An 8,197-nucleotide genomic window follows, 5' to 3' on the forward strand; every position below is an offset into this window, starting at 1 on the left:
CTATATAATAGCTGTTTTGATATGGAGGTTTTTATTTGGTCTACCTAAGTTCATAATTTTGATTCAATTATATAATAGATACATTTTACAGAGTCCTGATATTTATTCTTAAAAATCATGCCACTTAAGTTCTTTCTTCAGTTATTTTTAAATGAAACAAAGAAAGAAAAAATGATTAAAATTTTACAGAATTAGAATACCACATACGTACCACGTCATGCCTATCAACAGTGTATTTGTTCTATTTTGAGCCAAGTTTCGAATTTAAGTTGTCCATTTTTTTATTCTAAGCAAATTTAGCAGATTGCACATCTTATTTTTTATGATCGTAATCAATGTTTTTGATGATTATATTCCCTATTCCCGGTGAATATAAAAAGATTTTGAAATGGAACCACCAAAAGCTTGTGGTATCCCGTACTATGGGAACTGATTAAAATTGATCGTTTTTCACCTCATTGAAATTTCGAGCCTCCCCTGTTTATTAAATAATGAAAGGCATCAATGGTTAAACATTTGTTTAAAATTTTAATTAAAAACTTATCAAACCATGATCGTTGAAGATGTACTTATTTCATTTGAAGCAGAAACTAAAGAATATAAAGCAGGAGACATTATTTTTCGGGAAGGTGAATTTCCAATGTTTTATTACCAGATTGACAAGGGGCAGATCAAACTCAATCATTACACGGAGAATGGAAAAGGACAAGATTTTAAAAATTGAGAAGAGGAAGATTAGGTATTAATTTTACAGTTTGGAAGCTGGGATTTACCTGCAAACCGTTCAGTAATCATGCAATTATTATACAACTTAATTAAAACCGACTTCTATTTTTCTTTTGCCTTTCAACACTTTCCTCTTCCAGCATCCGACTCCCTTTCCTATTTGTTTTCTATGAAATTTAAATTCCTGATAAATTCATTGCAGCCTTCAAAATCGAAATACCGGTTTTTCAGAAGCTGAGCCTGATAATTTAAGGGCAGGTAGATTCCCCATTTTGAAAAGTTCAAAGTCTCCGGAGAATTTTCTATTAATTCCGTCAATGCATCGTCAAAATTGACATGATTTAAGTTCAGATCTTTAAAGAGAGATAGAAATTCAGATTTCTTTGAAAAATCGAGTTCAAACTCACTTTCGTTTTCCTGCAGTTGGTTTTTAATCCCCACTCTGTTCAGAATAAAGCTTAAGGTTCTGTTCACCTTAGATCCTGTAAAAGAGTAGAACTTAAGTTTATCATTTCCTGAAAACAGGGGTCTGTCTGTTTGATAAGACCTGATATCATATATTGAAAAATATTTTCGCATCTGCCTGATCATTTCCTGACCCGGTTCATCCATAAAATCATATTTTTCATCAGAAATAAGAATCTCAAGCATTTTTTCTCTGATCTTAGGTGCAGTATCTGCTGCATCTCCAAAAAAGAGCGGTTTCTTTCCGTCTTTTGCCGGCAGTACTTCTATTTTTTTGGATTTATAATCAATATCTTTTATTGTCCAGATCCTGGCTGAAAGATATACATTTTCATCTATTATGGTTTGTGCAGAGAGCGGTAGTTCTCCAATTTTCACGCCCTGACTGATAACCCTGAAAAATACAGGGGTATGAAAAAGTGTATAAAAATCCTTTGTATTGACTACTTTTTCACCCTCAATCCCGATAATATATTCATGTCTGAGTTTTTCCAGAAAGTCAATTTCTGTAAGATGGTTAATAATCTCTGTAGTTTCTTCAGCGGAAATATTTTTAAAAGCAGCGTTACTTCTCACATCTTCTAAAAGTTGAGTAAGTGTAATTCCTGAAGCCCCTTTTATCATCGACAATAGCTGGTGAACCAGCACGTCATAAGGTTTTTGAGTCATGGAAATAGGCTCTATATACTGTTCCTTAAAAAGCAGCCAGCATGCCAATGATTGAAGAAGGCTCCATCGATCCGTAGCATATAAAAATAAGTTGCTGGATTTTCCCTCCCGTCGGCCGCTTCTCCCTACTCTCTGGATCAGGGAAGCAATGCTATGAGTGGCATCAATTTGGGCAACTTCATCTACATTTCCTATATCTATCCCCAATTCCAGTGTTGATGTACAGGATATACAGAAATTTTCATGGGTGCTTTTTTTAGCAAAAAACTCTACATATTCCCGTACTTCCTTATCTACAGAAGAATGATGCGAAAAATAATTAGCATGTCCGCCCACTTTTTCCGAAAGTTTTTTAAGCTTTACCGCTACCTCTTCTACTTTTCCTCTTGCATTGGGAAACACAAGAACTTTACTGTCCCGGGTTCTGATGTAAAGGTCTTTAAGAAGATCCAGCGGAAGCTCACTGTTTCCCCTTTCAAAATACTTAAAAACAGCATTAATAGGCTTCGGCGTGGTATCTCTGATCACTTTTGTATGTTCCGGATCTCCCAGAAATTCCTTCAGTTCAGCATATTTATTTTCATCACTTACCGTTGCCGAAAGAGCTACAGTACTGAATTTACCTGTATTTACTTTCTGAATACGCTGCAACAAAGACTGAAGATGAATCCCTCTGTCTGATCCTAAAAACGAATGAATCTCATCAATAACCACATACTCCAGTGTTGAAAAAAGATGGTGAATATTGTGTGGTTTATTAACAAACATGGCTTCCAAAGATTCCGGAGTGATCAGTACAATTCCTTCCGGAGCTTTTATCAATCTGTCTTTGGCACCTTTTGAGGCTTCGCCATGCCATTTCGTTACCGGAACGTCCAGATACTCACAAAGTTTTTCTACCCGCATGAATTGATCATTAATCAGGGCAATCAGCGGGGAAATATAAAGCACTTTTACACCTTTCCCCTTAAAATTCACTTTTGAGAGGATGGGCAAAAAGGCAGCCTCCGTTTTACCTGACGCTGTTCTGGAAATTAAAACATAATTATTGTCAGTCGCAATAATCTTTTGAATGGCAGCCTCCTGAATAGGCCTCAGGCTTTCCCATCTTTGGTCACGGATGTATTTTCTGATCGGCTCAGAAAGCAGGTCGAATGCTGTCATATTTCCTCGATGCTGTCTAGGAGAACCAGATCGTTCGGTCTTTCGTCTGAAATCTCAATGTCTCCGAAAAGCTGTTTCTTGTCCACTGCCGGATTTTGTCTGATGATGTTTAAAATATTTAAAAAATCCCTGATCACTTCTCTCGGGGTCAGAAATTCCGAAGCTCCCGGTTTATTGAACATTTCTTCCATAAAAGTGAAAATTTCGTCGTCGCTGATATTCAGTTCTGTTTTATAATTAAAATCAAAGATCAGTTTGAGCTTTTTCAACAATACAAAGATTTCATTATGATCTAACGGAGTTAATTTGATTACCGGCTGCGCAAAATCTCTGATTTCAAGCGTTTCAAATTTATTGGTTTCCAGCCTTGATTTTAAAGCCTGATAGCTGAACAGGCCCCTCCTTTCATTTTCCAGAAATTCTTTAGTTCCCGCGAAATTGATAAAAAGGTTTGAAATTTTTCCCTGAAAACAATCATTGTAAATAGATAAAATCTTTTCGTAATTCTTTTCCCGGGCTGCTGCCGTAGAAATTTTATAGAGGTTGATCGCTTCATCCAGATTGATCATAAAACCACTGTACCCCATGCTGACAAAGAATTTACAGAAATTCTTAAGCATATCGTAAAAATTGGAATCATTGATGATCTCCCTTACCCCCAGATCCTGTCTGGCTTCAGTTTTGGTTTTGTATTCGCCTTTCAGCCATTTTAAGGCATTTCTACGTAATATTTCATCACCTTTGATGTAGCCTTCATAGTATTTAACGATCACAGAACCGAAATCGAAACCGCCTACTTCTGTGATTTCATTGACTGTTTTCATAATAGCATTCTGGATCAGACCCAAATACTGATCTTTTCTGATGTCAGAAAGCGAAATAAGGTTGTCTTCCGAAGTTTTCATGATCACCTGTTCAATCCATTTTTCCAGCAAAGTCTGTAGTGCTCCGCCTTCCGGTTTGGTCTGGATAGCAATATTGTCCATGATCGCAGAATATAAAATCACACTTTTTCCATCATTGGAATAGAGTCTGTTATCCGGTGTAAAATCTGCATTGGAAACCACAAATTTCTGTTTTAACGCTACTGTATTCAGTAAGTGAAGCATAAAAGATTTTCCGCTTCCAAAATCCCCAATCCAGAATTTCGCCATGCTGTGGCCATTTTTCACATCTTCCAAAGAACTGATGAAGGCATTGATCTCTTCAGATCTTCCCACCGTGATGTGTTGCACCCCTATTTTGGGCACCACTCCGCTCACCAGGGAGTTGATAATAGAAGTCGCTTCTTTGGGTTTAATATTGTCAATCATTGTTTAAAAGTTTTTTATAATAATCTGTATTAATCGTAAAATAGTCATCCTCTTCCTCAATAAGGATATCATCAAGGGTTTCAAAACAGAGATCGTTGATAGAATCTATGGTAGATCCTATAAAAAGGTTTTTAGACTGTAAATAAGCAGCCATTTCACTTTGAGGAATATTAAAGCTCTGTTTTTCAAATAAATCTAAAATATCCTGCTGAATCTCTGATAAGCTCAGCTCTTCAATATATTTCAGTGTTTTGATTTCTGTGTTTTGAGGGGTAATATTAATCGTCAATTCATCTTCTCCAGTCGGCTCTTCTGGTTTAATAGCCGTATTTTCTTCTTCATAATCATCTTTGAGATATTCTTCCAGGAGCGCCACAGTTCCAGAATGCTGCCTCTGTACATTTTCGACCGCATCTCTGTCGATAACGATTTTTTTTCTTTTCGGAAGATAAAGTTGGGAAGCTTTTTCAATAGCTGTTTTAAGGTCCCTTGTTTTAATGAATTCGTTTAATATGTGTTCAAAATCAGTAAACTGTTCGCTTGTCGTAAACAGGCTCTTCTGGATATTTTTGGCAAGCTGTTTCCTGTCGAATTTTGTGTTGCTCAGCTCTTTATCAAAATAATGAAGATAAAGCCTTAATGCAGAAACTTTGTCGTGTTTTGACACAAATTTTGAAGCTTCAAAAAAGATGGTATCCTGAGACGGATTTTTCACGTTCACATCTGCCAGCCTGAAAATTTCTCTTTCAAAAGCGATGGAATTGGTGTAATCTTCTTTAATGGTTTCAAATTTCGTTTTCCATCGGCTGGTATTGTTTTCGTTCAGAATGATATTCGTTCTGTGATCTGCATCAAGGATTTGATGTTGGTTTTCCACCAGAAAAATGTCAAGCTTTGAAACTATTTTCTTATTGTACTGATGCAGAATATCAGGATGGGGATAATTAAAATCTGTGTTGATCTTCCTTTTAATTCCATAAACTTCCCTCACATTATTTTCGCACAATTTCAGAATATGGTTAAAAATTTCTGTCTGTACCGCATCATATGTATACCTGTAATTCAGGCTTTCCTTTCTGTAATTGTACTGGAGACATACAATGATCTCTGAAAGCTCTTCAATCACCGTTGCATAGGATTTATTAACCGGAATGCAGTGCGTCTGAAGATAGTCTATAGCTCTTAAAAACTGCTTTAAAATCTGTATGCGACAGTATTCAATTTCATTAAAAACATTATCCGTAAACCATAATCTGTCCAGTATGACGGACTGTTCATTATTTAAACTGAGTTTTCTGACGTATTTTTTTCCTATTTTCCAGTCTTCAGGATCATACTGCGGCTGTGGAGTGTTCTCAAGTGCAACCTCTTCTGAATGCGAAATCGTTCCAAAACTGATTGGAATATCCGCGCTTCCGGAAATATCAATTATAGAGTCATCATAATCCTCATTCTGCATAGCTTCATTAGTTTAAAGGGAAAGAAACTTCAGTGAAGAATTCGGATTATCTGCTCTGGATTTGGTCGTAACAATCTGTAAGTCCAGATTTTCAAAATTAGTCATCTTAAATAAATTGAGTTGATTGGTTTATTAGTTTGTATTGATGGTAAAATCAACTTTCTAATATAGCAATATTATACATTCAAAAATATTCAAAACTGAAAAAAAGACCTTACGGTTTTCCGTAAAGGGAGAAGTTAGATTTTAGAGGTTAGAAGATAGGAGATCGAAGTTCTGTACAGCGACATATAACCTGAAGTCTACACCACAGCATTAAGCTGTTTCTGAAATTCCTCCAGATATTTCGCAAGATGCAGCCCGTCAGCCAATCCATGATGGGCTTCCACAGAAACCGGGAGATACTTTTTTCCATCACGGATACTGAACTTTCCAAATGTGATTTTTGGGACAGATTCCGAATTATTAAAACTGGTAGGATGCATCAGCGCACTGAATGAATTCCATGGGATTGTGGTATGTCTGATCAGATCTTTACCCAGGTCACCGTTTTTCAGTCTTAGTCCGGAAGACTGCTGCACGGCCTCAATTTCCTTTTGCATTGCGGCATTAAATACTTTAAAATCCTCAGAAAAAGGAATAAATGCAAAACCGAAAGTTCCGTCTGCCCTGCCAATCGTACTTCCCGCATGGATAGTATCATATAAAATGACCTGACCGTCAACGATCCGTAATTTCAGTTCATCTACAGTATTCACGGCAATCATTGATCTGTGAAGATAGGTGGCGAAAAAAGAATCTCCATTTTCCTTTGCATCATCATAAGCTTTTGTACAGTCAACTTCAGTAGTAAAGCCAAAATAGGGACTTTCCATCTGTGAGAAAAATTCAAAATGCTCTTTACGGTTCCAGTTTTCGATATCTATGATCTTCATTGATTTTATTTATTGCAAATTTCAGCAAGTTTTCCCGGTTTTAAAAGTTTATCCGGAAAAATATTACTGAAACAAATCATTAAAAATATCATAAAATCTTAATGTAGAAGATTGGTTTTGGTCAGTTTTTTGATGCAAATAAAAGAGGTTTACAATATCAGAGCTTACTTTTATATTGTCAATATTTAACTTACATTCTTCGGGCTTCATTATACTATAGAAGCTAATATTTAATTGTAATTGAAAAAATAAAACATGGAGACAGAAAAAATCGGATTCATCGGATTAGGAAATATGGGCCATCCTATGGCAAAAAATTTGGAAAAGGCAGGATTCCGGCTTTCTGTTTACAATAGATCTCCTGAAAAAGCTGAAGATTTTAAAGAAAAATCCACGGTTTATACTCAAATTCAGGATTTGGTTCAGAACAGCAGTTTGATATTCACTATGCTTACAGATGATCATGCAGCGACCGCCGTGTATGAAGAGATTCTAAAATCAGATATCAGCGGAAAACTCTTTGTAGATATGAGTACCATTTCTCCGCAAGCCACGAGCCAACTTGCCGGCGCGGTCAAAATAAAACAAGCATCTTTCATAGATGCTCCTGTAGCCGGAAGCACGATGCCGGCAGCAGAAGGTACACTGATCATCATGGCTGGTGGCGAAGAAAAAGACCTGCAGCGGGCAATGCCTTATTTGGAGAAGCTTGGAAAAGCCGTAAAACATTTGGGCGAAAACGGAAAAGGGATTGCCGGAAAACTATCTGTTAATTATTTCCTGTCTGCCATCTATCAGGGGCTGGCAGAAACGGTTTTATTTTCAGACAAACTGGGAATTGAGCGTGCTGCCATGCTGGAAATCATCAATGAAAGTGCCAGCGGAAGTGGCGCCACAAAAGTAAAAACTCCTATGCTGATTAATAATACCTATGATCCCGCTTTTGCTTTGGACCTGATGCTGAAAGATATTCTCCTGGCTCACAATGAAGGAGCAGATTTTCCTCTGTCCAAAACACTGATAGAGACTTATCAGTCCGCACATGATGAAGGTTTTGGTAAAGACGATGTGATCGGCATCATCAATTATCTGAAAAAATAAGATTTGATCAGAATCTTAAAATATTGGAGTCTTAACTGTAAATATGATGGATACACAAAATTTCAAAGGGAATAACTGGTCTGCAAGAGAAGATAACCTTGACCGCCTGACTTCAGCATGGCATACAGATCTCGATCTCGGAAGACCGCTGGAAGTGATGTGTGATATGTCTAACAGCAGAAAGCTTGGGTTTACAGCGTATCAAACAGAAGATTCTTTCACTGAACTTTTTGAAAAACTGAAGGCGGAAAAATTGATCCCCTAATAAGAAGCTGGAAACTACTAGCAATCCTTGTCAAGGTTTAAAACCTTGACATTCTATGTTAATTAGCAAATTTTATAAGTTAAAATATTTATATTTTTTC

7 protein-coding genes are annotated in these 8,197 nt (G+C 36.7%); 3 read left to right on the plus strand and 4 right to left on the minus strand.

The window, feature by feature from the left end; all coding sequences use genetic code 11:
* Positions 1–550 precede the first annotated feature (550 nt).
* Positions 551–724: a cyclic nucleotide-binding domain-containing protein gene (locus tag NZD88_RS20310; protein ID WP_259831574.1), complete on the plus strand. Its 174-nt coding sequence runs from the start codon at positions 551–553 to the stop codon at positions 722–724.
* Between the two features lie 158 nt (positions 725–882).
* Here the strand turns inward: NZD88_RS20310 and NZD88_RS20315 are convergent, their stop codons facing one another.
* The 4 genes from NZD88_RS20315 to NZD88_RS20330 form a co-directional block, all read right to left on the minus strand.
* Positions 883–3,024 (minus strand): DEAD/DEAH box helicase, encoded by a 2,142-nt coding sequence (locus NZD88_RS20315; protein ID WP_259831576.1) that lies wholly within the window; start codon positions 3,022–3,024, stop codon positions 883–885.
* Positions 3,021–4,337, minus strand: a complete 1,317-nt coding sequence (locus NZD88_RS20320; protein ID WP_259831577.1) for an ATP-binding protein — start codon at positions 4,335–4,337, stop codon at positions 3,021–3,023. The genes NZD88_RS20315 and NZD88_RS20320 overlap by 4 nt, the downstream gene beginning before the upstream one ends.
* The gene (locus NZD88_RS20325) at positions 4,330–5,796 is read right to left on the minus strand and encodes a tellurite resistance TerB C-terminal domain-containing protein (protein ID WP_259831579.1); all 1,467 of its coding nucleotides are present in this window, start codon (positions 5,794–5,796) and stop codon (positions 4,330–4,332) included. Before NZD88_RS20325 ends, NZD88_RS20320 begins: the two co-directional genes overlap by 8 nt.
* A gap of 302 nt (positions 5,797–6,098) precedes the next feature.
* Complete coding sequence (locus NZD88_RS20330; RefSeq protein WP_259831581.1) at positions 6,099–6,731, minus strand: chloramphenicol acetyltransferase; 633 nt, start codon at positions 6,729–6,731, stop codon at positions 6,099–6,101.
* A gap of 255 nt (positions 6,732–6,986) precedes the next feature.
* Between NZD88_RS20330 and NZD88_RS20335 the strand changes: the two genes are divergently transcribed.
* Together NZD88_RS20335 and NZD88_RS20340 are read left to right on the plus strand one after the other, a co-directional pair.
* On the plus strand, positions 6,987–7,832 hold the full coding sequence (locus NZD88_RS20335) for an NAD(P)-dependent oxidoreductase (protein ID WP_259831584.1): 846 nt from the start codon (positions 6,987–6,989) through the stop codon (positions 7,830–7,832).
* 43 nt (positions 7,833–7,875) lie between these two features.
* Positions 7,876–8,097: a hypothetical protein gene (locus NZD88_RS20340; RefSeq protein WP_259831585.1), complete on the plus strand. Its 222-nt coding sequence runs from the start codon at positions 7,876–7,878 to the stop codon at positions 8,095–8,097.
* Positions 8,098–8,197: the final 100 nt, after the last annotated feature.

Origin of the sequence: Chryseobacterium pyrolae (assembly GCF_025153485.1) — a bacterium.
Taxonomy (GTDB): domain Bacteria; phylum Bacteroidota; class Bacteroidia; order Flavobacteriales; family Weeksellaceae; genus Chryseobacterium; species Chryseobacterium antibioticum.

Coding starts and splice junctions, on each gene's coding strand:
- NZD88_RS20320 (WP_259831577.1), bottom strand. CDS start 4,337: ATGATTGACAATATTAAACCCAAAGAAGCGACTTCTATTATCAACTCC.
- NZD88_RS20330 (WP_259831581.1), bottom strand. CDS start 6,731: ATGAAGATCATAGATATCGAAAACTGGAACCGTAAAGAGCATTTTGAA.
- NZD88_RS20315 (WP_259831576.1), bottom strand. CDS start 3,024: ATGACAGCATTCGACCTGCTTTCTGAGCCGATCAGAAAATACATCCGT.
- NZD88_RS20310 (WP_259831574.1), top strand. CDS start 551: ATGATCGTTGAAGATGTACTTATTTCATTTGAAGCAGAAACTAAAGAA.
- NZD88_RS20340 (WP_259831585.1), top strand. CDS start 7,876: ATGATGGATACACAAAATTTCAAAGGGAATAACTGGTCTGCAAGAGAA.
- NZD88_RS20325 (WP_259831579.1), bottom strand. CDS start 5,796: ATGCAGAATGAGGATTATGATGACTCTATAATTGATATTTCCGGAAGC.
- NZD88_RS20335 (WP_259831584.1), top strand. CDS start 6,987: ATGGAGACAGAAAAAATCGGATTCATCGGATTAGGAAATATGGGCCAT.